Source organism: Streptomyces sp. DSM 120436 (genome assembly GCF_055778765.1).
In genome coordinates this window covers 3,586,290-3,611,102 of sequence record NZ_JBSKBS010000001.1, presented here as the reverse complement: position 1 = coordinate 3,611,102, position 24,813 = coordinate 3,586,290, and the positions used below count along the sequence as shown (strand labels likewise).

The window sequence follows — 24,813 nt, the reverse complement described above, 5'->3', positions numbered from 1 at the left end:
CGGGAAGGGACTCGGGAAGGGGACCGGGAAGGGGCTCGGAGCCGATGCGCCGGTGCCGGTACGCGTACTCGTGGGACAGAGGCGTCGTCTACGGCGTCGAGGGCTCCCGGTGTCCGATTCGTTCAAGACTCCCGGCGCCGGCCTCCCTACGGTGAGCGGCATGAACGCACGATTCGATGCCATCGGAACGGTCGTCTCGGACATGGCCGCCTCCGTCGCCTTCTACCGGCGGCTCGGGCTGTCGTTTCCGGAAGGGGCCGAGACGCAGGGACATGTGGAGGCGGAACTGCCGGGCGGGATGAGGCTGATGCTGGACACCGAGGAGACGGTCCGGTCGTTCCACGCGGAGTGGAGGCCGCCGTCGGGCGGGGGCCGTACCTCCCTGGCCGTGCGGTGCGACAGCCCGGCGGAGGTCGACGCGCTGTTCGCCGACATGCTGGAGGCCGGCGCCCGCGCCGAGCTGAAGCCGTGGGACGCGGTGTGGGGGCAGCGGTACGCCGTCCTCCTCGACCCGGACGGCAACGGAGTGGACCTGTTCGCCCCGCTGCCCACGGGCGGCTAGAGCTCCGTCCGGCTTCGCGCGCGCGAGCCGGGGGGCACCAGCTCCCGCAGCGGCACCCCCGTCAAGCTCCGCACCTCACGGGCCAGATGGGGCTGGTCGGCGTAACCCGCGCGGGCGGCGGTCTGCGCGAAGGGGACGCCCGCGCGCGCCAGGGCCAGTGCGCGGCGCATGCGGAGGATGCGGGCCAGGGTCTTGGGGCCGTAGCCGAAGGCGGTGAGTGATCTGCGGTGCAACTGGCGTGCCCCGATGCCCAGTTCGTCGGCCGTCGCGGCGACCGGGCGGCCCGCGTCGAGGGCCGCGACCAGGCGGGTCAGCAGCGGGTCGGGCGGGCCGGCCGACGCGGCCAGGCTCAGGGCGACGTCCTCCAGACCCCGCGCCGGGTGATCCGCGGCGTGCACGCGGGCGGTCGCGCGCCGTACCTCCGCGGCCGGCCACAGGTCGGCCAGGTCCACGCGGAGGTCGCGCAGTTCGCGGGCGGGCACGCCCAGCAGGGCGGGTGCGGCGCCGGGGCGGAAACGGACGCCGGCCCAGACGCCCACGGCGCCGGCGACGTGCGCGCGGGTGTCGGGGCCGGCCACCAGCAGGCGGCCGTCGTGCCACAGCAGGTCCATGCAGCCGTCGGGCAGCACCCGGCCCGGCCCGCCGTCGCCCGACGGGACGCTGGTCCACACGGCCGCGCCCGGCAGCCGTGACGCGCGCTCCCTGTACATGAGGGCCAGGTTATGCCGCGGCCCTGCCGCGCCACTCCTGCGGGCTGACGCCGAAGGCCCGCTTGAAGGCGGTGGACAGGGCGAAGGCGCTGCTGTAGCCGACCTGGCGGGCGATGGCGGCGAGGGTGTCGTCGGTGTCGCGCAGCCGGTCGGCGGCGAGGGCGAGACGCCAGCCGGTGAGGTACGTCATCGGGGGTTCGCCGACGAGCCGGGTGAAGCGGCGGGCCAGCGCGGCGCGGGAGACGCCGGCCTTCTCGGCGAGGCCGGCGACCGTCCAGGGGCGGGCCGGGTCGTCCTGGACGAGCCGCAGCACCGGGCCGACGACCGGGTCGGACAGGGCCTCGTACCAGGCGGGCGGCTCCGCCTCGGGGCGCGCGAACCAGGCCCTGAGCGCGGCGATGACGAGGAGGTCGAGCAGCCGGTCCAGGACGACCTCCTGGCCGGGCGCGTCCCGCGTGACCTCCGCCGTCAGCAGCGGGGTGAGCGGGCACGGCCACACGTCGGCGCCGAGGGAGAGCAGTGGGGGCAGCGCGTCCAGCAGCCGGCCGCCGATCTCGCCGCGCATCCGGTAGGTGCCGATGAGCAGCACCGTCTCCCCGTCCGGGCGGTCGCCCCAGGTGCGCACCCCGAGGTCCATCGAGCCGTTGAGGGGCCGTCCGTCGGGGTGGTGGCACGCGCCGCCGGGCAGGATCAGCGCCTGCGGCGCCGTGTCGGGGGCGTCGGCGCAGGTGTAGGGGTCGGGGCCGCGCGCGATGGCGAGGTCCCCGGCGCGCAGCCGGATGCGTTCGCCCCGGTCGGGCAGCAGCCAGGCGCCGCCGCGTACCGGGAGCACCACGGTCAGTGGGGCGCGGTCCTCCACCCGCACCGCCCACGGCGGGTCGAAGCACGCCCGGATCATGAACGCGCCCCGCGCCCGGGGCCCCTCCAGCAGACCGGTGAGTGCGTCCATGGGGTCAGCGTAGACGCGGGCGTGTGCGGGCGCGCCGCTCGGCGATGGTTCCGCGCGCGGACCGGGGGTCCGCCAGTCCCGCCAGGTCCGCCCCCGGCGTGTCAGTCGTGGTGCTCGTCGTGCTCCCCCGGCCCGTTCCCGTTGCGGGGGTGGGCGGGCTTGGCGTGGGCGCGGAGGCGGGCCGTGAGGTCCTCGGGGGGCAGGAAGCGCGACCAGCGTTCGGGGAACTCGGAGGGCATGTCGGGGTCCGCCTCCCCGGACGCGGTGGTGCGGGCGACGTACTCGGCGACCTGGGCCTGCCGCAGCCGCTCGTTGGCCTCGCGGGCCGCGGCGGTGGCGGCGGTCGGCCACACCCGGTCGATGGCCGCGTTGACGGCCGCGCCGACCAGCACGGCGAACGCGGACACGCCGATCCACAGCAGCACGGCCACGGGCGCCGCGAGGGAGCCGTAGATGGTGGGGCCCTCGACGGTGCTGGTCAGGTAGATGCGCAGCAGGAAGCTGCCGAGCACCCACATGGCGAGGGCGACCAGCGCGCCCGGCATGTCCTCGATCCACGGGGAGCGCACGGGCACGGACACGTGGTAGAGCGTGGTCAGGAAGACGACGGACAGCAGGATCACGACCGGCCAGTAGAGGATCTGCACGAGCGTCGTCGACCACGGCACGACGTCCACCACCGCGTCGGGTCCCGCGACCATCAGCGGCAGCGCGACCGAGCCGATCAGCAGGGCCACGATGAACAGCAGGAAGGCGAGCAGCCGGGTCTTGACGATGCCCCGGACGCCGTCGAGGCCGTACATGACGGTGATGGTGTCGATGAAGACGTTCACCGCGCGGGAGCCCGACCACACGGCGATCAGGAAGCCGAGGGAGATCACGTCGGGCCGGCCGCCCTTGGTGACGTCCCGCAGGATCGGCTCCGCGATGTCCGACACGCCCCGGTCGGACAGCACCGTGCGGGAGGCGTCCAGGAGGTTGCGCTGCACGCTCTGGATGGTGTCCGCGCCGGTCCACGCGTCGACGTAGCCGAGCAGGCCGATGAGGCTGAGCAGCAGCGGGGGCACCGACAGCAGCGTGAAGAACGCCGCCTCGGCCGCCAGGCCCAGGATGCGGTACTCCATGCACGAGTTGACGGTGTCCTTGAGCAGCAGCCAGGCCGTCCTGCGTTTGGAGACGTTCCGGTACAGGGCGCGTGCCCGGTGGAGCCGACCGGAGGGCGCGTCTGGGGATTCACTTGCTGGCTGCACGAACCAAAGGTATCCGCCACGTCCGGCGGCACTCACCCACAGGCCCGGTCCTCGCGTGAGGCGGGGCGGGGGCCGGGGTAGGTTCGCCTCATGGCAGGCACCACGCACACCGTGACCAACCAGGCCCCGCCGCTCGTCCAGTACGACGTGTTCGGCTCGGACCGGGCGCTGGCGGGGGCGGTCGAGCGGCACCTGGCGCCCGAGGCGCGGGAGGCCGGGCTCGCGGAGCTGTCGGCGCTGGGGCGCACGTGCGGATCGGCCCAGGTGCAGGAGTGGGGGGCGCAGGCGAACGAGAACCCGCCGCGGCTGCGCACCCACGACCGCTACGGCCACCGGATCGACGAGGTCGACTTCCACCCGGCCTGGCACCGGCTGCTCGGCAAGGGCGTCTCGGCGGGGCTGACGGCGGCCTGGGGGCGGCCCGGCGGGCATGTGCGGCGGGCGGCGGCCTTCCTGATGTGGACGCAGGTGGAGGCGGGCAACTGCTGCCCGCTGTCGATGACCCACGCGGCGGTGCCCGCGCTGCGCACCGACCCGGAGCTGGCCGCCGCGTGGGAGCCCCGGCTGACGTCGGTGATCTACGACCGCGCCCTGCGGGCCCCGGGGCACAAGCCCGGCGTGCTGTTCGGGATGGGGATGACCGAGAAGCAGGGCGGCAGCGACGTACGGGCGAACACGACGGCCGCGCGGCCGCTCGCCGAGGACGGCGCTTACGCGCTGACGGGGCACAAGTGGTTCTGCTCGGCGCCGATGTCGGACGCCTTCCTGGTGCTGGCGCAGGCGCCCGGCGGGCTGACGTGCTTCCTGGTGCCGCGGGTGCTGGAGGACGGCAGCCGCAACGTGTTCCTGATCCAGCGGCTCAAGGACAAGCTGGGCAACCGCTCCAACGCCTCCGCCGAGGTCGAGTTCGACGGGACGTGGGCGCGCCGGGTCGGCGAGGAGGGGCGCGGGGTGCGCACCGTCATGGGGATGGTGGCGGCGACCCGGCTGGACTGCGTGCTGGGCTCGGCGGGGCTGATGCGGCAGGCCGTGGCGCAGGCGGTGCACCACTGCGCGCACCGGGAGGCGTTCGGCGGGAAGCTGCTCGACAAGCCGCTGATGCGCAACGTGCTGGCCGATCTGGCGCTGGAGTCGGAGGCGGCGACCACGCTGGCGCTGCGGCTGGCGGCGGCGTACGACGACGGCGGCGAGCAGGAGCGGGCGCTGCTGCGGATCGCGGTGCCGGCGGCGAAGTACTGGGTGACCAAGCGGTGCGCGCCCCTCGCGGTGGAGGCGGCGGAGTGTCTGGGCGGCAACGGGTACGTCGAGGAGTCGGGGATGCCCCGGCTGGTGCGGGAGTCGCCGCTGAACTCGGTCTGGGAGGGCGCGGGCAACGTGCAGGCGCTCGACGTGCTGCGGGCGCTGCGCCGGGGCCCGGGGGTGCTGGACGCGTATCTGCGGGAGGTCGGGCGGGCGCGCGGGGCGGACCACCGGCTGGACGCGGCGATCAAGGACCTGCTGACGGAGCTGGCGGACCTGGAGGGCGTCGAGGGGCGGGCGCGGCGGCTGACCGAGCGGCTGGCGCTGGTGCTGCAGGGGTCGCTGCTGGTGCGGTACGCGCCGCCGGAGGTGGCGGACGCGTTCTGCGCGGGGCGGCTGGGCGGCGACGCGGGCGCCGCGTTCGGCACGCTGCCGTCCACCCTGGACCTGGCGTCGGTCGTGGAGCGCGCCCGGCCGGAGCTGTGAGGACGTCATGACACGGGGGTGGTGCTGCGCCGACACGGCACCACCCCCGCCGCCACGGACTCCCGAAGAGCCGTGCACGCCGCTCGGGGCGGCGTGGCCCGAGTCTCCACCGGTGAGCGGTCGTGTTACCAGGGTTGCAGGGGGTTGCAACGTGCTGTTTCCGTACCGGTACTGAGCGTCCTCGTCCGGGGCAGACGGCAGTATGTGGTTCCACAGTGTGTGGTTCCACAGGTTTCTTCCGGGAGGTCCGGTGGCGCTCTCGCCGATGGACGTGTCGCATCTGGCCGCCGTGGACACAGCGCGCGCGGCGCGGGTGCTCGACGAGGTCCGTTCCGCCGCGCTGTCGGGGCGGCCGGCGCCCGTCGCTCCCCGCCCGGTGATCGGGCAGTCCTGGGAGCGGATGCTGCGCAGCGGCGTGGACCCCGACCACGGCTGCCGCAGCGGGCTGCTGCCGATGGACGAGGTGCGGCGGCGCCGGGAGGCCTCGCCGCTGCGCCATGTGCTGCCGGTGCTGCGCGAGGGGCTGCTGTCGGTCGCGGACGTCGCCCGCCACATCATGGTGGTGGCCGACGAGGAGGGCCGGGTGCTGTGGCGGGAGGGCAGCGCGCCGGTGCTGCGCAAGGCGGACGGGCTGGGCTTCGAGGTCGGCGCGGACTGGCGTGAGGACGTCGTCGGCACCAACGGGGTGGGGACGCCCGCGGTGACCCGGCGCCCCGTGCAGGTCTTCGCCTCCGAGCACTTCGTACGGTCGCACGCCACCTGGACGTGTGCGGGCGCGCCCCTCACCGATCCGCGGGACGGGCGGCTGATCGGCGTGGTGGACGTGAGCGGGCCGCTGGAGACGATGCACCCGGCGACGCTGGCCTGGGTGGACTCGGTGGCGAAGCTGGCCGAGGCGCGGCTGCGGGAGAGGCACGTGCGGTCGCTGGAGCGGCTGCGCGCGGTGGCGGCGCCGGTGCTGTCGCGGATCGACGGGCGGGCGCTGGTGGTGGACCGGCACGGCTGGGCGGCCGCGGTGACCGGGATGCCGTACACGGAGCGGCTGGCGCTGCCCAAGTCGGTGTCGGCGGGCCAGCGGTGGCTGCCGGCGCTGGGGCGGTGCTCGCTCGAACCGCTCGCCGGAGGCTGGCTGGTGCGGGCGGCGGAGGAGCCGTCGGCGCGTCCCGCCGCGCGGATCGTGCTGGACCTGGGCGGGCGGCACCGCCGTGCGGTGCGGGTGTCCGACGGGGCCGGCTCGTGGAGCCGGGAGCTGAGTCCGCGCCACGCCGAGTTGCTGTATCTGCTGGCGGTGCACCGGGCGGGCCGCAGCGCCGCCGACCTGGCCCGTGACGTGTTCGGCGACCCGGCGCGCACGGTGACGGTGCGGGCGGAGATGTCCCGCGTACGGCGCTATCTGGGGGCGCTGCTGGAGCACCGTCCGTACCGGTTCACGGAGTCCGCCGAGGTGGAGGTGGTGCTGCCGGACAACCCCGGGGACCTCTTCCCGCGCACGGCGGCGTCCCCGGCACTGGTGCGCGGGCCGGGCTGAGCATCTGGCCGGAAACCGCCGCGCCGACGGGGTACACATGTACGTGGGTACGTGCGGGTGGACGGTCCGTGCGGGGAATTGCGGGGTCTTCGTCCCGTCCGGCGGCCGGCTGTCGTAGCATCCGGGGACGGGCCGTCCCATCTGCTCCACGGTCAACCCGGGGATCACCGGACGCAGTTGGCTCGCTCGGGAGGACGTCATGAAGCATCGCGGCAGACACCGCCGGCGCCGCAGAGGCAGGGCGCTGCGCGCCGCGCTGACCGGTACGGCCCTGGCGCTCACCGCGGCCGCCACCATGATCAGCACCTCGCAGGCCACCGACGCCGACGACCCCGGCGCGCTGCGCCCGCTCACCGCGACCGCCGACACGGCGCCGCTCCGGCTGACCGAACACGCCGTCCCGGGCGCCGAGCTGAACCGTCTCACCGCGTCGATGGGCCCGGCCGTGGGGGTGGGCGCGGTGCTCGCCGACCCGGACGGGGTGCTGGAGGACGCCGAGGGGTGCACGGACGACGACCGGCGCGCGCTGCCCGTCGAGCCGGCCGCGTCCCGGGCGTACTGCTGGCCGGAGCGGGACACCGACGGCTGGCGGCCCGGTGCGGTCACCACCTCCGGGGACGCCGACGAGGACGGCCGCTGGGGCGCGCACCGGGTGGTCCTCTCCGGCTGGACCCGCGGCACCGGCGCGCCGGACGGGCAGGGGCTCGCGCGGGTCGCCTTCGTGGCCGCCGACGACCGGGCGCCGCGCTACACCTGGGCGCTGCTCGCCGTGCCGGTGGACGGGGGCCGGGACTTCCGCGGGCTGGGTTCCGACGTGTCCGGCATGGTCTGGTACCGGGACAAGCTGCTCGTCACCGCGGGCCGGGACGAGGGCGGCGCGCTGTACGTGTACGACCTGGACCGGGTGCAGCGGGCCACGGTGGACGCGGACGCCGTGGGGCGGGTGCCCGGCGGCTGGTCGGCGGCGGGCGCCCGGTACGTGCTCCCGGCGGTCGCCTCCTACGGGACGGCCGGCGCCGGCGCGCCGCGGCCGGGCGGGATCGCCCTGGACCGCAGCACCGCGCCGGACAGTCTGGTGGTGCACGAGGCGGCGCCCGCGGACGAGGAGGGGCCGACCCGGCTGTGGCGGTACGCGTTCGGCACCCGTCCGGAGCGGGCCGGGCTGCTGGAGGCGGAGCCGGTCGCGGTGTACGAGACGGAGCTGACGCGGGTGCGCGGGGTGCTGGCGCACCGGTCGGAGTGGTACCTGAGCCGGGCCACGGGGACGCCGGAGGAGCGCGGCACGCTGTGGCGGCAGGACACCGAGGGGGCGAGCCCGGTGCGCTGCGGGGCGGACGAGACGTACCGCTGCTGGAGCGGTCCCGCGACGTCCCTGTCGTACTGGCAGGCGACCGGGGACGTGTGGTCGCAGTCGGGGCGGATGCTGTTCGCGCTGCCGCTGGCGTCGATCGACGAGTCGCTGGAGCGGTGACGGCCGGGGGGTGTCCGGCCTCTGGTCAGGCGTTCGACACGGGTGTGCGCCGGATGGTTGTCTTTCGGCCATGACGACCCTCTCCGTGACCACCTGGTCCCTGGAGCAGACCGCGCCCACCGATCTCCGTCCGGCCGCCGTGCCCGAGGGGGACGTGCGGGTGGTCCGCTCCGAGGTGCCCTCCCCCGAGTTCAGCCGGTTCCTGTACGCGTCGGTGGGCGGCGACATCCGCTGGACCGACCGGCTGGGCTGGACCTACGCGCGGTGGCGGGAGCATCTGGAGCGGCCCGGCGTGGAGACGTGGGTCGCCCACGACCGGGGCACGCCGGCCGGGTACGTGGAGCTGGAGGCACAGGACGAGGGGGTCGTGGAGATCCTCTACTTCGGGCTGCTGCCCGCCTTCCGCGGCCGGCGCATCGGCGGTCATCTGCTGTCGTACGGCGTGGCGCGTGCCTGGGACCTGGCGGACCGTTGGCCGGGGGTGAAGCCGACCGCGCGGGTGTGGCTGCACACGTGCAGCAAGGACGGCGAGCACGCCCTGGACAACTATCTGCGCCGGGGGTTCCGGCTGTTCGACACCACGGTGGAGGACGAACCGGAGGTGGCCGCGCCGGGCCCGTGGCCGGGCGCCTACCCCGCCTGAGCGGTTCCGGCAAGACCGCTCGCGCCGCTTGTGACCAAGGACACCCTTGTCTTGCATGACGAGACAAGGGTGTCCACATTTTGGATAATGGTGGACTGCCTCCAGATCGCCGTGCCAGGCTTCCGCCATGCCTGGAACTGGAATCGCCTTGGTGAGTCGGCGGCACGTCGACCTCGGCCGCGTGTCCAGCGCCATCTGTCCGACGCGCTGAGAACACCCAGCAGCACCCGGCACCCCTCTCTCCCCTTTTCCTGCGCAAGGACGCGCACACCTCTGCCCGCATGCGCGTAAGCGCAGGTCAGAGCAGCTCCCCCGGCGTGGCGCCCCGCGCCGAGAGACCATCCACCGCTGTCCCGAAGGACGTATCAACCATGGCCGCCACCCCGCAGAACCCTGCCGCCGCGCAGCAGCCTGCCGCCGCGACCCCCCGCCGCAAGGCGAGCCGTCACCGCGGAGAGGGACAGTGGGCCGCGGGGCACTTCACCCCGCTCAACGGCAACGAGCAGGTCAAGAAGGACGACGACGGTCTCAATGTGCGGACACGCATTGAGACGATCTACTCCAAGCGGGGCTTCGACTCGATCGACCCCGCAGACCTGCGCGGCCGGATGCGGTGGTGGGGCCTGTACACCCAGCGCAAGCCCGGCATCGACGGCGGCAAGACCGCCGTCCTCGAGCCGGAGGAGCTGGACGACACGTACTTCATGCTGCGGGTGCGCATCGACGGCGGCGCGCTGACCACGCGGCAGTTGCGGGTCATCGGTGAGATCTCGCAGGAGTTCGCCCGTGGGACCGCCGACATCACCGACCGGCAGAACGTCCAGTACCACTGGATCCGCATCGAGGACGTGCCCGAGATCTGGGACCGTCTCGAGGCCGTCGGCCTGTCCACGGTCACCGCCTGCGGCGACACGCCCCGCGTGATGATCGGCTCCCCCGTCGCGGGGATCGCCGAGGACGAGATCATCGACGGCACCCCGGCGCTGGAGGAGATGAAGCGCCGCGTCCTGGGCAACAAGGCGTACTCGAACCTCCCCCGCAAGTTCAAGACGGCCATCTCCGGCTCGCCGGTGCTGGACGTGGTGCACGAGATCAACGACGTGGCGTTCGTCGGCGTCCGCCACCCCGAGCACGGGCCCGGCTTCGACCTGTGGGTCGGCGGCGGCCTGTCCACCAACCCCAAGCTGGGCGTGCGGCTCGGCGCCTGGGTGCCGATCGAGGACGTGCCCGACGTCTACGAGGGCGTCCTGTCCATCTTCCGCGACCACGGCTACCGCCGGCTGCGCAACCGCGCCCGGCTGAAGTTCCTGGTCGCCGACTGGGGCGCGGAGAAGTTCCGTCAGGTGCTGGAGGACGAGTACCTGGGGCGCAGGCTGACCGACGGTCCGGCGCCCGCCGAGCCGGTGTCGCGCTGGCGCGACCACATCGGGGTGCACCGCCAGAAGGACGGCCGCTTCTACGTCGGTTTCGCGCCGCGCGTCGGCCGTGTCGACGGCGCCACCCTCACCAAGATCGCGGACGTCGCCGAGGCGCACGGCTCGGGCCGGGTGCGCACCACCGTCGAACAGAAGATGATCGTCCTCGACGTCGAGGAGGCCCAGGTCGACTCCCTCGTCGAGTCCCTGGAGGCGCTGGACCTCAGCGCCCGCCCCTCGCCGTTCCGGCGCGGCACCATGGCCTGCACCGGCATCGAGTTCTGCAAGCTCGCCATCGTCGAGACCAAGGCGCGCGGCGCCTCGCTGATCGACGAACTGGAGCGCCGCATGCCGGACTTCGACGAGCCGATCACCATCAACCTCAACGGCTGCCCGAACGCCTGCGCCCGCATCCAGGTGGCGGACATCGGTCTCAAGGGCCAGCTCGTGCTGGACGACGAGGGCCGGCAGGTCGAGGGCTACCAGGTGCACCTCGGCGGCGCGCTCGGCCTGGAGGCCGGCTTCGGCCGCAAGGTGCGCGGCCTGAAGGTCACCGCGGACGACCTGCCGGACTACGTGGAGCGGGTGCTCACGCGTTTCCGGGCGGAGCGCGAGGACGGCGAGCGGTTCGCCTCCTGGGTCACCCGCGCGTCCGAGGAGGCCCTGTCGTGAGCGAGCGTGCGGCGCCCTTCCACTGCCCGTACTGCGGCGACGAGGACCTGCGCCCCAGTGAGGAGGGACACGGCGTCTGGGAGTGCGCGGCGTGCAACCGCGCCTTCCGGCTGACGTTCCTCGGGCTGCTGGCCCGGGGTCTGGACCGATCCGACACGGGAGGGGACCCGGCATGACGGCCGTATCGGACGAGCGCGGCGCCGTCGAGTTGCGGGAACTGGCCGAGCAGGCGGGCCGGGACCTGGAGGACGCGTCCGCGCCGGACATCCTCCGCTGGGCGGCCGACACCTTCGGCAGGCGCTTCTGCGTGACCTCCTCCATGGAGGACGCGGTGGTCGCCCACCTCGCCTCCCGGGCGCTGCCCGGGGTGGACGTGGTGTTCCTCGACACCGGCTACCACTTCCCCGAGACCATCGGCACCCGGGACGCCGTGGAGGCCGTGATGGACGTCAACGTCATCACGCTCACCCCGCGGCAGACGGTCGCCGAGCAGGACGCCGAGTACGGCCCGAGGCTCCACGACCGCGACCCCGACCTGTGCTGCAAGCTGCGCAAGGTGCGGCCGCTGGAGGAGGGCCTGAAGGACTACCTGGCCTGGGCGACCGGCCTGCGCCGCGACGAGTCCCCGACCCGGGCGGACACCCCCGTGGTCGGCTGGGACGAGAAGCGGCGGAAGGTGAAGATCTCCCCCATCGCCAAGTGGACCCAGGAGGACGTGGACGCCTACGTCGCCGAGCACGGCGTCCTCACCAACCCGCTGCTGACGGACGGTTACGCCTCCGTGGGGTGCGCCCCCTGCACCCGCCGCGTGCTGGAGGGCGAGGACGCCCGCGCCGGCCGCTGGGCGGGCCGCGCCAAGACCGAGTGCGGACTGCACGGCTGACCCCCATGACCGCGCCTTCGACGAACCAGGAGAACCACGTGACGACCGGAGCCACCGTCTGGCTCACGGGTCTGCCGAGTGCGGGCAAGACCACCATCGCCCACGAACTCGCCGCCCGGCTGCGCGAACAGGGCCGGCCCACCGAGGTGCTCGACGGCGACGAGATCCGCGAGTTCCTCTCGGCGGGCCTCGGCTTCAGCCGCGAGGACCGGCACACCAACGTCCAGCGCATCGGCTTCGTCGCCGAACTGCTCGCCCGCAACGGCGTGCTGGCGCTCGTCCCGGTGATCGCCCCGTACGCCGACAGCCGCGAGGCCGTCCGGGCCCGCCACGAGGCGAACGGCACGCCGTACGTCGAGGTGCACGTGGCGACGCCCGTGGAGGTGTGCTCCGTGCGTGACGTGAAGGGCCTGTACGCCAAGCAGGCGGCGGGTGAGCTGACCGGGCTCACCGGCGTCGACGACCCGTACGAGGAGCCCGAGAAGCCCGATCTGCGCATCGAGTCGCAGCACCAGACCGTGCAGGAGTCCGCGGCGGCCGTCCACGCCGTGCTCAGCGAAAGGGGACTGGCATGACGACCGTCGCCACCACTGTCGAGGAGGGTACGGGCAACCCGTACGCCCTCTCGCACCTGGACGCCCTCGAGTCGGAGGCCGTGCACATCTTCCGTGAGGTGGCGGGGGAGTTCGAGCGGCCGGTGATCCTGTTCTCCGGCGGCAAGGACTCCATCGTCATGCTGCACCTGGCGCTGAAGGCGTTCGCGCCCGCGCCGGTGCCGTTCGCGCTGCTGCACGTGGACACCGGGCACAACTTCCCCGAGGTCCTCGACTACCGCGACCGCACGGTCGCCCGGCACGGGCTGCGGCTGCACGTCGCCTCCGTGCAGGACTACATCGACCGGGGCGTGCTCAAGGAGCGCCCGGACGGCACCCGCAACCCGCTGCAGACGCTCCCGCTCACCGACACCATCCGCGAGCAGGGCTTCGACGCGGTGTTCGGCGGCGGGCGCCGCGACGAGGAGAAGGCCCGCGCCAAGGAGCGGGTGTTCTCGCTGCGCGACGAGTTCTCCCAGTGGGACCCGCGCCGCCAGCGCCCCGAGCTGTGGAACCTGTACAACGGCCGGCACGCCCCCGGCGAGCACGTGCGCGTGTTCCCGCTGTCCAACTGGACCGAGCTGGACGTGTGGCAGTACATCGCCCGCGAGGACATCGAACTGCCCCGGATCTACTACGCGCACGAGCGCGAGGTGTTCAAGCGCGGCGGGATGTGGCTCACCGCGGGCGAGTGGGGCGGCCCGAAGGACGGCGAGACGGTCGAGAAGCGCCTGGTGCGCTACCGCACCGTCGGCGACATGTCCTGCACCGGCGCGGTCGACTCCGACGCCGACACCATCGAGAAGGTGATCACGGAGATCGCCGCGTCCCGGCTCACCGAGCGCGGCGCCACCCGCGCCGACGACAAGCTGTCCGAGGCCGCGATGGAAGACCGCAAGCGCGAGGGGTACTTCTAAGCATGAGCACGATCACGACCGAGGAGCTCTCGGCCACCACCCTGCTGCGGTTCGCCACCGCCGGCTCCGTCGACGACGGCAAGTCCACCCTGGTGGGCCGGCTGCTGCACGACTCCAAGTCCGTGCTCGCCGACCAGTTGGAGGCGGTCGAACGCGCCTCGGCCGGCCGCGGCCAGGACACCCCCGACCTCGCGCTGCTCACCGACGGGCTGCGCGCCGAGCGGGAGCAGGGCATCACGATCGACGTGGCGTACCGTTACTTCGCCACGCCCCGGCGGCGGTTCATCCTCGCCGACACCCCCGGCCACGTGCAGTACACGCGGAACATGGTCACCGGCGCCTCGACCGCCGAGCTGACGGTGATCCTGGTCGACGCCCGCAACGGCGTCGTCGAGCAGACCCGTCGGCACGCCGCCATCGCCGCGCTGCTGCGGGTGCCGCACGTGGTGCTCGCCGTGAACAAGATGGACCTGGTGGACTACCGGGAGCCCGTGTTCGCCGCGATCGCCGAGGAGTTCACCGCCTACGCCACCGAGCTGGGCGTCCCCGAGGTCACCGCGATCCCGATCTCGGCGCTCGTCGGCGACAACGTGGTGGAGCCGTCCGCCCACATGGACTGGTACGGCGGCCCCACCGTGCTGGAGCACCTGGAGACCGTGCCGGTCAGCCACGACCTGACCCGCTGCCACGCCCGGCTGCCCGTGCAGTACGTGATCCGGCCGCGGAGCGCCGAGCACCCCGACTACCGCGGCTACGCCGGGCAGATCGCCGCCGGCACCTTCCGCGTCGGCGACGAGATCACCGTGCTCCCGTCGGGCCGCTCGACCACGGTCACCGGCATCGATCTGCTCGGCGAGCCCGTCGACGCGGCCTGGACGCCGCAGTCGGTGACGCTGCTGCTCGCCGACGACATCGACATCTCCCGCGGCGACCTGATCGTGCCCAGCAAGGACGCCCCGGCCACCACCCAGGACCTCGAGGCGACCGTCTGCCACGTCGCCGACGAGCCGCTGACCGTCGGCCACCGGGTGCTGATCAAGCACGGCACCCGCACGGTGAAGGCGATCGTCAAGGACATCCCGTCCCGGCTGACGCTGGACGACCTGTCCCTGCACCCGCACCCGGGCCGGCTCACCGCCAACGACATCGGCCGGGTCACCCTCCGCACCGCCGAACCGCTGCCCGCCGACACCTACGCCGACTCCCGCCGCACCGGATCGTTCATCCTGATCGACCCCGGCGACGGGACGACGCTGACCGCGGGCATGGTCGGCGAGTCCTTCGCCACGCCCGAACCCGTCAAGGACGCGGCGGACGACGACGGATGGGACTTCTGACCGCCCGCTGACCTCGGCCTCCCTTCGTCCGCCCCCGCAGACCCGAACACGCCGACGGCCCGGCCGCGCACCGACAGACGCGTGACCGCCGGGCCGCCACCGAGAGGAACGTCCCCCTTGCCTGCCACGACCGCCCTGCGCCGCGCCTTCGCGGTGACGGCCATGCTGCCGTTGCTCGCCCTGGCCGCCTGCGGTTACGGGTCGCAGGCCAAGGACGACGACACCGTGCGGGTCGCCGCGGGTGCGAAGAAGACCGACGGGCTGGACTCGGTCCGCATCGGCTACTTCGGCAACCTCACCCACGGCACCGCCCTGGTCGGCGCCCAGAAGGGCTTCTTCCAGAAGGAGCTCGGGGGCACCGAGGCGACGTACGCGGTGTTCAACGCGGGCCCGTCGGCGATCGAGGCGCTCAACTCCGGTTCCCTGGACATCGGTTTCCTCGGCCCCTCCCCCGCCGTCAACGGCTATGCCAAGGCGGACGGCAAGAACCTGCGGATCGTCGGCGGTTCGGCGTCCGGCGGGGTCAAGCTGGTCGTGAACCCCGACAAGGTGAAGTCCCTCGAGGACGTCGAGGGGAAGCGGATCGCGACCCCGCAGCTCGGCAACACCCAGGACGTGGCGTTCCTCCACTGGGCCGCCCGCCAGGGGTGGAAGGTCGACCCGCAGAGCGGCAAGGGCGACGTCACCGTCGTCCGCAGTGACAACAAGGTCACCCCGGACGCCTTCCGGTCCGGTTCGGTGGACGGGGCGTGGGTGCCGGAGCCGACCGCGTCCCGGCTGGTGGCGCAGGGCGGCGAGGTGCTGCTGGAGGAGTCCTCCCTGTGGCCGGACGGCGAGTTCGTGATCACGAACATCGTCGTCCGCCAGGAGTTCCTCGACCAGCACCCCAAGGCCGTCGAGGCGGTGCTGCGGGCCTCCGTGGAGTCCAACCGGTGGATCAACGCCCACCCGGAGGAGGCCAAGGAGGCCGCCAACGCGCGGCTCGCGGCCGACACCGGCAAGCCGCTGCCCGCCGAGGTGCTCGACCCGGCCTGGGAGTCGATCACGTTCCTCGACGACCCGCTGGCATCCACCCTCAAGGCGCAGGCGGGCCACGCCGTCGAGGCGGGCCTGCTGGAACAGCCGGACCTGAAGGGGATCTACGACCTCTCCCTGCTCGGCAAGGTCCTCCAGGCGGCCGGCCGGCCCGCCGTCGACGACGCCGGACTCGGCGTCCAGTCCTGATCCCGCACGCTTCCCAGGAGGTGACGACCATGGCCACGACCCTCGCCAAGGCCGCCGACGGCACGCAGTCGGCCACGCACGCGGCCCGTATCGAGCACGTCTCGAAGGCCTTCGCGGGCCCCGCGGGGCAGCAGCTCGTGCTGGACGACATCAGCCTCGACGTGGCCCCCGGCGAGTTCGTCACCCTCCTCGGCGCCTCCGGCTGCGGCAAGTCCACCCTGCTCAACCTGGTCGCCGGCCTCGACCGGCCCACCGCCGGAGCCATCACCACCGACGGCCGGCCCGCCCTGATGTTCCAGGAACACGCCCTGTTCCCCTGGCTCACCGCCGGCAAGAACGTCGAACTCGCCCTCAAACTGCGCGGCACCCCCAAGAACGAACGCCGGGAGCGCGCCGAGCGGCTGCTGGAGCTGGTCCGCCTCAAGGGCGCCCACGGCAAGCGGGTGCACGAGCTGTCCGGCGGCATGCGCCAGCGCGTCGCCCTCGCCCGGGCCCTCGCCCAGGAGAGCCGGCTGCTGCTGATGGACGAGCCGTTCGCCGCGCTCGACGCCATCACCCGTGACGTCCTGCACGACGAACTCACCCGCATCTGGCGCGAGACCGGTCTGTCGGTGCTGTTCGTCACCCACAACGTCCGCGAGGCCGTCCGCCTCGCCCAGCGCGTGATCCTGCTGTCCTCACGCCCCGGCCGCATCGCCCGGCAGTGGACCGTGGACATCCCGCACCCGCGCCGCATCGAGGACGCCGCCGTGGCGGAGCTGTCCGTCGAGATCACCGAGCAACTCCGTGGGGAGATCCGCCGACATGGCCAGCACTGACACCACTCCCAAGGACACCGGCGACCTCGCCGGACTGGAAGCGGGCCTGGACGCACTGGAGACGGTGCAGACCACCCGCAAGCCGCTGCGGCAGACCCTCACCCAGAAGGTCCTCCCCCCGGTCGTCGCCGTCGCGCTCGTGCTGACCGTGTGGCAGTCCCTGATCACCTTCAGGATCGTCGACGACCCCACCAAGCTGCCCGCGCCCGCCGACGTCTGGCACGTGCTGGAGAAGGCCTGGCTGCAGGGCGAACTCCTCGGCTACATCTGGACCTCGGTCTCCCGCGGCCTGCTCGGCTTCTGCCTCGCCCTGCTCATCGCCACCCCCCTCGGCCTCCTCCTCGCCCGCGTCAGACTGATCCGCGCCGCGATCGGCCCGATCCTGTCCGGTCTGCAGTCCCTGCCCTCGGTCGCCTGGGTCCCGCCCGCCGTCATCTGGCTCGGCCTGAACAACCAGATGATGTACGCGGTCATCCTCCTGGGCGCGGTCCCCTCCATCACCAACGGACTGCTCTCCGGCGTCGACCAGGTCCCGCCCCTGTTCCAGCGCGCCGGCCGCACCCTCGGCGCCACCGGCCTCAAGGGCACCTGGCACATCACCCTGCCCGCCGCTCTCCCCGGCTACGTCGCCGGCCTCAAACAGGGCTGGGCCTTCTCCTGGCGCTCCCTCATGGCCGCCGAGATCATCGCCTCCTTCCCCGACCTCGGCGTCGGCCTCGGACAGCTCCTGGAGAACGGCCGCAACGCCAGCGACATGGCCATGGTCTTCGAGGCGATCCTGCTCATCCTCACCGTCGGCATCGCCATCGACCTGCTGATCTTCAGCCCCCTCGAACGACGGGTCCTGCGCACCCGCGGACTCCTGGTGAAGAGCTGAGGTGCGGGTGATGCCGCGTCGTCCCGTCCTTCTCGTCGTCGCCCACGGCAGCCGCGACCCCCGGCACGCCGCGACCGTGCACGAACTGGTGCGCCGGGTGCGCGCCCAGCGGCCCGGCCTGCGGGTGGAGACCGGGTTCCTGGACTTCAACGTGCCGTCCGTCGGCGCGGTGCTCGAGTCGCTGGACGCGGAGGGGGTGCGTGACGTGGTCGCGCTGCCGCTGCTGCTGACCCGCGCCTTCCACGCCAAGGCGGACATCCCCGCGGTGCTGGCCGAGGCCCCGCCGCGGCTGCGGATCCGCCAGGCCGAGGTGCTGGGCCCGTCCCCGCTGCTGCTGGCGGCCCTGGAACGCCGGCTGTACGAGGCGGGTCTGACGCCCGCCGACAAGTCCTCGACCGGGGTCGTGCTGGCCTCGGCGGGGTCCTCCGACCCGGAGGCGATCGCAGTGATCGCAGACGTCGCGCGGGAGTGGCGGCACACCGGTTGGTGCGCCGTGCGGCCTGCGTTCGCCTCCGCATCCCTTCCCCGCACCGAACAGGCGGTGCGGGAGCTGCGGGAACTCGGCTGCGCCCGCGTCGCCGTCGCGCCGTACGTGCTGGCGCCGGGCCGGCTGCCGGACCGGATCGCCCGGGGCGCGGCCGGCGCGGACGTCCTGGCGGACGTGCTGGGCCCGTCGCCGGAGGTCGCCCAGGTGCTCCTGGAGCGCTACGACGCGGCGCGGACGCCGCTGCTCCAGGCGCTGGGCGCCTGAGCCGGCGGCTCAGGTCTCGGTCATCTCCACCAGTTTGCGCACCGTGTTCCAGTTGCGGCTGGTGGCGACGACGCCCTTGCTCAGGCGCGGCTTGGACAGGTGGTCGGCGAGTCCGGAGCGGCCGAGGCCGTCGGGGACGTACAGGTAGAGAGCGCGGTCTCCCAGGCGGAACTCCTCCGGGAGGTACGCCTGCCGGTCGATCTCCGCGAACCGCTCGGCGGTGACGGGCGCGGAGAAGTAGGTGACGTGGAGCTGCTTCGGCTCCAGCTCGCCGGCCGGGAAGGGGCAGGCCTCGACGACGCCCTTCAGATAGGCGTGGCCGCGCACGATCACGTCCACGTCGAAGCCGAACCGCCGGGCGAGCGCCCCGGACAGCTCGGCGGCCAGCGAGTCCTCGTCGCCGTGCCCCGCGGTGAACGCGGCCTGGCCGCTCTGCAGGTACGTGCGCACGTCCTCGTGGCCGAGGCTCTCCAGCAGGCCGCGCAGCTCGGCCATCGGGACCTTCCGGCCGCCGCCCACGTTGATGCCGCGCAGCAGTGCCGCGTATCTCGTCGCCATGGCCCCGACTGTAGTGCGGCCGCCGTGCCCCGTGGGGGCGGGCACGACGGCCGGGACCCGCGCACGGCGGGCCCCGCCGCCCCGGCCGGCGGGGGCCGGCCCCGGAGCACCCCGAAGACGCTGCTGTGACGTGACGACGCGGGATCCGGTGCCGCACGCGGCAACGCCCTGGCCGGGCTGTCCGTGGTGAACACCCCGTTGTCACCTCGCCGACGCCGACCGGCGGGACGGCGTTCCTGCAGTCTCACCGGTGACCGTACGCACCTCGGACCTGGGAACAGTGGTCGTTGGGCCGCGGAGACCGTGTCAGTGATCCCTTTCCGACCCCGCCATGGTTATGGAAGTCCATGTGCCGCTGCTGCCGACGCCGAACCTGCCCGAGGGCGCCCGCCCGTTCCCGTGGATCGAGGAGGCCGAGGAATTCGGCCGGGGCGACGGGTGACGCTTTCGCTGCCTGCGGTCTGAGGCCTGAGGCCTGAGGCCTGGTGCACGCTTGCGCCACCTGCCAGGGCTCAGGTCGAACGGGACGGACCACCGGGTGCGTGAGGAAGTGAAGCTCCCGGCAGACGCGTCGCCGACCCGGATCAGCCTGTCCGCCCGGAACTTCACGTGCTCGTCCACCCATCGGGTAGTGATCCGTCCAGTCAGGATCTCCGCTGCCTGTCCGGCCTGTCGCGGACTCGACGCCGCGAACCGGGCACACGGTGGCGCCGCCTTCCGACGGGGCGGCAGGAATTGCCGCCCCTCGCTCATCTGCGGTGGTGACACGCTCCCCCGGCCTCCGGCCGGAGGTACCCCCAAAGGTGCCCCCGTTCCCGGCTCGCGACGGGATTCGGTATCGGGCTCACCACCGTGTGCCGCCACGCACCCGAGGCCGTCGAGGTGTTGCCGGCCCGGGTCGTCCGCTCGTTCGCCGACCAGTTGCGTGAACTCGGTCTTCCACACACGCGGGAAGCCCTCGAGGGCGAGAAGGCGCCGGTCTGACCGGCGCGGACACGCACCGGGGCCCGGCGGCTGCCACCGCCGGGCCCGTCCCGTGCCGTCGGACCCCGTGCCGTCGGACCCCGTGCCGTCGGGCCCCGTGCCCTCAGCCCGTGCCGTCAGCCGCGTCCGGGCAGCTCGGCCTCGATCAGGTCGGCGGCCCTGCGGGTGCCGCCCTCCTCGGCCATCTCCGCCTGGACGCTCTTGAGCCGGCGGGCGACCTCCGGGTCGTCCACCAGGGCGAGGGCGGCGGTGCGCAGCGCCTCGGCGGTCGCCTGCTCGGCGGGCAGGTGCCGGGCCACGCCGAGTGCCTGGAGCATGTCCGCGTTGCCGAACTGGTCCACGGCCTGCGGCACGGCGATCATCGGGGTCGCGGTGGCCAGACCCTCCTGGCTGCCGCCCGCACCGGCGTGGGTGACGAACAGGTCGGCCTGCTTGAGGACGGCGAGCTGCGGCACCCAGGACCGCACCTCGACGTTCGGCGGTACGTCGCCGAGCTCGGCGGGGTCGACGTGCTTGCCGATCTGCAGCACCAGGTGCCAGCCGGGCAGGCGGCCGAACGCCTCGACGCACTCCCGGTAGAAGGCGGGCTGTTTGGTGAAGGACGAGCCGAGCGACACCAGGACGACCTTCTCCGCCCCGGCGGGCCGCTGCCAGTCGCCCTCGGCGCTCCGGTCGCCCTGGCAGGCGCCCACGAAGGAGTACACGCGCTCGTCGACCCGGTCGGCGTGCGGCTGGAGCGCCTTCGGGATGAGCACGAGGGAGCGGTCCGGGCGGCCCCCGAAGTCGTCCGGGTGCAGGGTGATCCCGTTCTCCTCCAGCCACGCCCGGAAGCGGGCGTAGTACGCCTTGCCGCGTTCGGTCTTCTTCGGCTCCGCCCACAGCGGCTCGGCGATCTCCTTCTCGTAGCCGTCCCAGGCGACGAGGTTCGGCGAGAGGGAGACGGCGGGCACGCCCCAGCGGTGGGCGAGCACGCGGGCCGGGTAGGCGGTGATGTCGTACAGCACGAGGTCGGGGATGTCGTCCTCGTACGCCTCGATGAGCTGCGGGAGCGCCTGCATGGCGTCCGCGAGGAAGGGCTCGACGTTGTCGAGGAGGGTGGTGCCCCAGGCCTCGGGGTCGTCGTCGGGGCCGGGCAGGGTGGAGTTCCACAGCTTGGGCTCGGCTCCGGTCCCGGCGACCTTCTCGGCGAAGAGCGGCGGGATCGCGTAGGTCACCCGGTGCCCGCGCGCCACCAGCTCGCGGATCACCTCGAGGCTGGGGTTCACGTGCCCGTGGGCGGCGATGGAGAACATGGCGATGTGCGCGGGAGCGGTCATACGGCGACCCTAGGCGAGACGATACGTCTCGTGCAACTCGTTATCACCCTCGCCGCCGGGGTGACCGGCGCGTGGGCCGTGCCGGCCGGTCCGGGCAGCCCGCACCGGAGCGGTACGCCGCGCTCACCGGCCCGTCCACCGCCGCCGGGGGCACCGTGCCCGGGCACCCCGCCGGGACCGGGCGTCGGTGAAGGCCGGCAGGACGCCGTGAGGCAGCGGCCGACGCTGAGCACCAGGACCGGGGTCAGCGCGGGCGGCACCAGGAACCACGGGCCGTGATCGACGGCGCGTCGCACGGGGCGGCCCGGGCCGGACGCGCGGGGACCGGGCCTCCTCGCCTCGGTCACCGACGTCACGCATCAACCCCTTCACGGGGTGAGGGGCCCGGCCATGGTCGTGAACGTGGCACCGCACGTCGAGGGCCCACACGCACCACCCGACCTGTGCGAATGCGAGACTGACCGGCGAACGGCGGGACGGCGGCGCCCGGCGGGGCCGGAACGGACACGGAGGCGAAGCGATGGACGAGGCGCGGGCGCGGGAGGTTCTGGACACCGCGGGGGTGCTGCCCCGGGGCGCCGACGCGCGGCTGCTGGCGCTCGGGGAGAACGCGGTGTTCGCCGCCGGGGACCTGGCCGTCAAGGTGGGCCGGGACGCCGAACTGCTGGAGCGGGCCCGCCGTGGGCTGGCCGTCGCCGGGTGGCTGGCGGAGCAGGGGGTGCCCGCCGTGCGGCCGGCCGTGTCCGAGGCGCTGCTGGTCGAGGGGCACCCGGTGACCGTGTGGCACCGGCTGCCGGAGCCGGTGCGGCCCACCGAGCCGAAGGACGTCGCCGTGCTGCTGCGGCAGGTGCACGCGCTGGCCCCTCCCCCGTTCGCCCTGCCGCCCCGTGCGCTGCTGGACGGCGTGGAACGCTGGCTGCGGCTCGCGGGCGACGCCGTCGACCCGGCGGACGCGGCGTATCTGCGCGAGCGGCGCGACGGCTTCGCGGCGGCCGCCGCCGCGCTGACGCCCCGGCTGCCGCGCGGGCCCGTCCACGGCGACGCGCTGCCGCGCAACGTGCACGTCGGGCCCGACGGTCCGGTGCTGGTCGACCTGGAGACCTTCTCGTCGGACCTGCGGGAGCACGACCTGGTGGTGATGGCCCTCGCCCACGACCGCTACGGGCTGCCGGACGAGGCGTACGCGTCCTTCACCGGGACCTACGGCTGGGACGTGCGGGAGTGGGAGGGCTGTGCGGTGCTGCGCGGGGCACGGGAGACCGCCAGCTGTGCCTGGGTCGCCCAGCACGCCCCGGGCAATCCCAGGGCGCTGGCGGAGTTCCGCCGCCGGGTGGCGTCCTTGCGGGACGGGGACGAGACCGTGCGCTGGTACCCGTTCTGAGCTGTCCCCGCGGTCCCGGGGAGCGAGGCCCGGGGAGCGAGGCCCGGGGAGCGGGGCCCGGGGGCGGGGCCCGGGGAGCGAGGCCCGGGGAGCGGGGCCCGGGGGCGGGGCCCGGGGAGCGAGGCCCGGGGAGCCGGGTCAGACGGGCTCGCCCGCCGGTTCGCGCAGCGGCCAGACGCCGTCGACCAGGGCGGCCGGGTCGCCCTTGCGGCGCAGGAAGCTCTGGAAGTCCGCCGCCCAGGCCGCGTACCACTCGATCTGCCGGCGGTGCAGCTCCGCCGGGGCGAGGGCCGCGACCTGCGGGTGGCGGCCGGCTATCGCGCAGGCCAGCCGGGCGGCGGCGAGGGCGTCGGCCGTCGCGTCGTGCGCCGCGTCGAGGGGGACGCCGTACTCCGCGCAGACCGCTTCGAGGGTGCGCTTGCCGCGGCGGTAGCGGTCGACGGCACGGTCGATGGTGTAGGGGTCGATGACCGGAGCCGGGTCGGCGCCGCCCAGACGGTCGCGCAGGGACGGCAGTCCGTACCGCCGCAGCTCGGCGGAGAGGAGGCTGAGGTCGAAGGAGGCGTTGTAGGCGACGACCGGGACGCCGGTCCTCCAGTGGGCGGCGAGGACGCCGGCGATGGCGTCGGCCACCTGATCGGCGGGGCGTCCCTCGGCGGCCGCCCGCTCACTGCTGATGCCGTGGACCGCGACCGCGTCCTGCGGGATCGGCACGCCCGGGTCGGCCAGCCACTCCTGGCGCCCCAGCGGCTCCCCCTCCCGGAGCTCGATCACGGCTCCCGTGACGATCCGCGCCTCGCGCGGGTCCGTCCCCGTCGTCTCCAGGTCGAAGCCGATCAGCAGCTCCCGGTGCCAGCCCATGGGCCGTCCCCCTTCTGTGCGGTGCGTTCCCCCAGTGGCTTCCACCCTCGCACGCGCCACTGACAACCAGAGGATTGCATTCCGTTTACCGGGCGGACCAGGCGGCCCGGAGGCGGGGGCACCGGTCCCCACAGGTGCGGACGTTCAGGACACCGGGCGTGAATCCGCCCACATCTGCTCGAACTCCTCGCGGTAGGTGGGGAAGAGACCGCCCTCCTCGGCCTCGCCCGGCTTGACCACCTTCGTCCCGTTGCGCAGCACCAGCACCGGCGCCTCCATGCCGCGGGTGCGCCGCAGGTGGTTCTGCACCACGGCGACGCCGTCGGAGCCGTCGCCGTCCACCAGGTAGGCCGTGCAGCGCGGCGTCTCGTCGTAGACCTGGATCTCGAAGGCGCCCGGGTCGCGCAGCCGGGACCGCACGCGGCGCATGTGGAGGATGTTCATCTCCACGGACCGGCCCAGCTCGCCCCGTTTGATGCCCAGTTCGCGCTCGCGCCGCTTGACCGCTCCGGAGGCCGGGTTGAGGAACAGCAGCCGTACCCGGCAGCCGGACTCGGCCAGCCGCACCAGCCGGCGGCCGGAGAAGTTCTGCACGAGCAGGTTCAGGCCGATGCCGAGGGCGTCGAGGCGGCGGGCCCCGCCGAATATGTCCTCGGCCGGGAACTGGCGCAGCAGCCGCACCCGGTCCGGGTGGACGGCGACCACGTCCGCGTACCGGTCGCCCACCAGGTCCTCGACCGCGTCCACCGGCAGCCGGCGCGCCGAGGGCACGTCGCCGCCCGCGCCGAGCATCTCCAGCAGCCGCGCGGAGGCCCGCTCCGCCTGGTTCAGCACGGCCTCGGACAGCGCCCGGTTGCGGGAGACCACGTTGCGGGTGACCTCCAGCTCGTCCAGGGCCAGCTCGACGTCCCGGCGGTCGTCGAGGTACGGCTCGAAGCACGGCCAGTGCTGCACCATCAGCTCGCGCAGCTGCGGCAGGGTGAGGAACGACAGCACGTTGTCGTCGGCCGGATCGAGCAGATAGCCCTTGCGGCGGCTGACCTCGCGCACGGCGACCGCGCGCTGCACCCACTCCTGTCCGGCGGGCCCGGCGGCGGCGACCACCCAGTTGTCGCCGTGCACGGGCTCGTAGACCGGCCGCAGCACGGCGGCGACGACCGCGCGCAGCCGCTGCTCGACCAGGTTCAGCCAGATGTAGGCCCGGCCGGCCCGCTGCGCGCGCGTGCGCACCTCGCGCCACGCGTCCGCGCCCCAGTCCAGCTCCGGTCCGATCGAACCCGCGTCCATCGGCCGTGCCAGGGACACCGCACCGGGCGGGACGTCCGTGGAGCCGCTCCTCTCGTGACCCTCGTCACCAGGGGGCAGTTCCAGCCCTCCCGAGCCCACCC

General features: G+C 73.8%; 24 protein-coding genes and 1 pseudogene. 18 read left to right on the top strand and 7 right to left on the bottom strand.

The window, feature by feature from the left end:
- The first annotated feature begins 160 nt into the window (after nt 1-160).
- On the top strand, nt 161-562 hold the full coding sequence (locus tag ACWH4W_RS16070; protein ID WP_473076410.1) for a VOC family protein: 402 nt from the start codon (nt 161-163) through the stop codon (nt 560-562).
- Here ACWH4W_RS16070 and ACWH4W_RS16065 read toward each other — a convergent pair.
- The 3 genes from ACWH4W_RS16065 to ACWH4W_RS16055 all read right to left on the bottom strand — a co-directional run bounded on the left by ACWH4W_RS16065 (nt 559) and on the right by ACWH4W_RS16055 (nt 3,471).
- Complete coding sequence (locus tag ACWH4W_RS16065; RefSeq protein WP_473076409.1) at nt 559-1,272, bottom strand: helix-turn-helix domain-containing protein; 714 nt, start codon at nt 1,270-1,272, stop codon at nt 559-561. The genes ACWH4W_RS16070 and ACWH4W_RS16065 overlap by 4 nt on opposite strands.
- Nucleotides 1,273-1,282: 10 nt before the next feature.
- Nucleotides 1,283-2,221 carry an AraC family transcriptional regulator gene (locus ACWH4W_RS16060; protein ID WP_473076408.1) on the bottom strand — a complete coding sequence of 313 codons (939 nt, stop codon included), beginning with the start codon at nt 2,219-2,221 and terminating at the stop codon, nt 1,283-1,285.
- A 101-nt stretch (nt 2,222-2,322) separates the two neighbouring features.
- Nucleotides 2,323-3,471 carry a YihY/virulence factor BrkB family protein gene (locus ACWH4W_RS16055; protein WP_473076407.1) on the bottom strand — a complete coding sequence of 383 codons (1,149 nt, stop codon included), beginning with the start codon at nt 3,469-3,471 and terminating at the stop codon, nt 2,323-2,325.
- A gap of 90 nt (nt 3,472-3,561) precedes the next feature.
- Between ACWH4W_RS16055 and ACWH4W_RS16050 the strand changes: the two genes are divergently transcribed.
- The 15 genes from ACWH4W_RS16050 to ACWH4W_RS15980 all read left to right on the top strand — a co-directional run bounded on the left by ACWH4W_RS16050 (nt 3,562) and on the right by ACWH4W_RS15980 (nt 18,325).
- On the top strand, nt 3,562-5,196 hold the full coding sequence (locus ACWH4W_RS16050; protein ID WP_473076406.1) for an acyl-CoA dehydrogenase family protein: 1,635 nt from the start codon (nt 3,562-3,564) through the stop codon (nt 5,194-5,196).
- 250 nt (nt 5,197-5,446) lie between these two features.
- Nucleotides 5,447-6,724 (top strand): GAF domain-containing protein, encoded by a 1,278-nt coding sequence (locus ACWH4W_RS16045; RefSeq protein ID WP_473076405.1) that lies wholly within the window; start codon nt 5,447-5,449, stop codon nt 6,722-6,724.
- A gap of 199 nt (nt 6,725-6,923) precedes the next feature.
- Entirely contained in the window at nt 6,924-8,195 is a 1,272-nt protein-coding gene (locus ACWH4W_RS16040; protein WP_473076404.1) for a hypothetical protein, read from the top strand.
- 70 nt (nt 8,196-8,265) lie between these two features.
- Nucleotides 8,266-8,838 carry a GNAT family N-acetyltransferase gene (locus ACWH4W_RS16035; RefSeq protein ID WP_473076403.1) on the top strand — a complete coding sequence of 191 codons (573 nt, stop codon included), beginning with the start codon at nt 8,266-8,268 and terminating at the stop codon, nt 8,836-8,838.
- 127 nt (nt 8,839-8,965) lie between these two features.
- Nucleotides 8,966-9,049 carry a putative leader peptide gene (locus ACWH4W_RS16030; protein WP_473077511.1) on the top strand — a complete coding sequence of 28 codons (84 nt, stop codon included), beginning with the start codon at nt 8,966-8,968 and terminating at the stop codon, nt 9,047-9,049.
- Nucleotides 9,050-9,209: 160 nt separating this feature from the next.
- Entirely contained in the window at nt 9,210-10,925 is a 1,716-nt protein-coding gene (locus ACWH4W_RS16025) for a nitrite/sulfite reductase (RefSeq protein WP_473076402.1), read from the top strand.
- Nucleotides 10,922-11,101 carry a hypothetical protein gene (locus ACWH4W_RS16020; protein WP_473076401.1) on the top strand — a complete coding sequence of 60 codons (180 nt, stop codon included), beginning with the start codon at nt 10,922-10,924 and terminating at the stop codon, nt 11,099-11,101. The genes ACWH4W_RS16025 and ACWH4W_RS16020 overlap by 4 nt, the downstream gene beginning before the upstream one ends.
- Nucleotides 11,098-11,808, top strand: coding sequence for a phosphoadenylyl-sulfate reductase (locus tag ACWH4W_RS16015; protein ID WP_473076400.1), 711 nt, complete (start codon nt 11,098-11,100; stop codon nt 11,806-11,808). Before ACWH4W_RS16020 ends, ACWH4W_RS16015 begins: the two co-directional genes overlap by 4 nt.
- 5 nt (nt 11,809-11,813) lie before the next feature.
- The gene (gene cysC / locus ACWH4W_RS16010; protein WP_290007531.1) at nt 11,814-12,383 is read left to right on the top strand and encodes an adenylyl-sulfate kinase; all 570 of its coding nucleotides are present in this window, start codon (nt 11,814-11,816) and stop codon (nt 12,381-12,383) included.
- Nucleotides 12,380-13,318, top strand: a complete 939-nt coding sequence (gene cysD / locus ACWH4W_RS16005) for a sulfate adenylyltransferase subunit CysD (RefSeq protein ID WP_473076399.1) — start codon at nt 12,380-12,382, stop codon at nt 13,316-13,318. The genes cysC and cysD overlap by 4 nt, the downstream gene beginning before the upstream one ends.
- Before the next feature lie 2 nt (nt 13,319-13,320).
- Nucleotides 13,321-14,655 carry a sulfate adenylyltransferase subunit 1 gene (locus ACWH4W_RS16000; RefSeq protein ID WP_473076398.1) on the top strand — a complete coding sequence of 445 codons (1,335 nt, stop codon included), beginning with the start codon at nt 13,321-13,323 and terminating at the stop codon, nt 14,653-14,655.
- A gap of 117 nt (nt 14,656-14,772) precedes the next feature.
- Entirely contained in the window at nt 14,773-15,879 is a 1,107-nt protein-coding gene (locus ACWH4W_RS15995) for an ABC transporter substrate-binding protein (RefSeq protein WP_473076397.1), read from the top strand.
- 29 nt (nt 15,880-15,908) lie between these two features.
- Nucleotides 15,909-16,697 carry an ABC transporter ATP-binding protein gene (locus ACWH4W_RS15990; RefSeq protein ID WP_473076396.1) on the top strand — a complete coding sequence of 263 codons (789 nt, stop codon included), beginning with the start codon at nt 15,909-15,911 and terminating at the stop codon, nt 16,695-16,697.
- Complete coding sequence (locus ACWH4W_RS15985; RefSeq protein WP_473076395.1) at nt 16,684-17,574, top strand: ABC transporter permease; 891 nt, start codon at nt 16,684-16,686, stop codon at nt 17,572-17,574. Before ACWH4W_RS15990 ends, ACWH4W_RS15985 begins: the two co-directional genes overlap by 14 nt.
- Nucleotides 17,575-17,584: 10 nt before the next feature.
- Entirely contained in the window at nt 17,585-18,325 is a 741-nt protein-coding gene (locus ACWH4W_RS15980) for a sirohydrochlorin chelatase (RefSeq protein ID WP_473076394.1), read from the top strand.
- A 9-nt stretch (nt 18,326-18,334) separates the two neighbouring features.
- On the opposite strand, the gene ACWH4W_RS15975 is transcribed toward ACWH4W_RS15980, so the two are convergent.
- Nucleotides 18,335-18,883: a DUF1697 domain-containing protein gene (locus ACWH4W_RS15975; protein WP_473076393.1), complete on the bottom strand. Its 549-nt coding sequence runs from the start codon at nt 18,881-18,883 to the stop codon at nt 18,335-18,337.
- A 609-nt stretch (nt 18,884-19,492) separates the two neighbouring features.
- Between ACWH4W_RS15975 and ACWH4W_RS15970 the strand changes: the two are divergent.
- Nucleotides 19,493-19,777 (top strand): annotated as a pseudogene (locus tag ACWH4W_RS15970) (hypothetical protein); the annotation flags it as partial.
- A gap of 206 nt (nt 19,778-19,983) precedes the next feature.
- Here the strand turns inward: ACWH4W_RS15970 and mgt are convergent.
- Nucleotides 19,984-21,183 carry a macrolide-inactivating glycosyltransferase gene (gene mgt, locus ACWH4W_RS15965; protein WP_473076392.1) on the bottom strand — a complete coding sequence of 400 codons (1,200 nt, stop codon included), beginning with the start codon at nt 21,181-21,183 and terminating at the stop codon, nt 19,984-19,986.
- Between the two features lie 520 nt (nt 21,184-21,703).
- On the opposite strand from mgt, the gene ACWH4W_RS15960 reads away from it, so the two are divergent.
- A complete protein-coding gene (locus tag ACWH4W_RS15960) occupies nt 21,704-22,564 on the top strand; it encodes a phosphotransferase (protein ID WP_473076391.1) in 861 nt (286 codons plus the stop codon).
- Between the two features lie 138 nt (nt 22,565-22,702).
- Here ACWH4W_RS15960 and ACWH4W_RS15955 read toward each other — a convergent pair whose 3' ends face one another.
- Both ACWH4W_RS15955 and ACWH4W_RS15950 read right to left on the bottom strand, forming a co-directional pair.
- Nucleotides 22,703-23,425: a 3'-5' exonuclease gene (locus ACWH4W_RS15955; protein ID WP_473076390.1), complete on the bottom strand. Its 723-nt coding sequence runs from the start codon at nt 23,423-23,425 to the stop codon at nt 22,703-22,705.
- 144 nt (nt 23,426-23,569) lie between these two features.
- Complete coding sequence (locus ACWH4W_RS15950; RefSeq protein WP_473076389.1) at nt 23,570-24,811, bottom strand: SAV2148 family HEPN domain-containing protein; 1,242 nt, start codon at nt 24,809-24,811, stop codon at nt 23,570-23,572.
- Between the last annotated feature and the right edge of the window lie 2 nt (nt 24,812-24,813).